This window comes from Citrobacter sp. Cpo109 (assembly GCF_030332565.1).
In the GTDB taxonomy this organism is placed as follows: Bacteria; Pseudomonadota; Gammaproteobacteria; order Enterobacterales; family Enterobacteriaceae; genus Citrobacter; species Citrobacter portucalensis.
On record NZ_JAOWHQ010000018.1, the window covers coordinates 1 to 304 of the forward strand.

Sequence of the window (304 nt, forward strand, 5' to 3'; positions counted from 1 at the left end):
TTTGGAGCGGGAAACGAGACTCGAACTCGCGACCCCGACCTTGGCAAGGTCGTGCTCTACCAACTGAGCTATTCCCGCATAATCTTCGTTTTTCGAACCGCTACTGCGTTGGCTGCCTTCATTCGCCTGAGTCACTTACTTCAGTAAGCTCCAAAGGACTCATTCAGTTGCCGCCTTGTCGCAATTCGAAATCCTGCGATTGGTGGTCTGTGCTTTACAAGCATTTTCAAATTTTGGAGCGGGAAACGAGACTCGAACTCGCGACCCCGACCTTGGCAAGGTCGTGCTCTACCAACTGAGCTAT

At 51.6% G+C, this 304-nt stretch carries 1 tRNA gene; it reads right to left on the reverse strand.

Annotated features, from left to right (window positions below):
• Positions 1-2: 2 nt before the first annotated feature.
• Positions 3-78: transfer RNA gene (locus OGY71_RS00295), tRNA-Gly, on the reverse strand.
• Positions 79-304 lie beyond the last annotated feature (226 nt).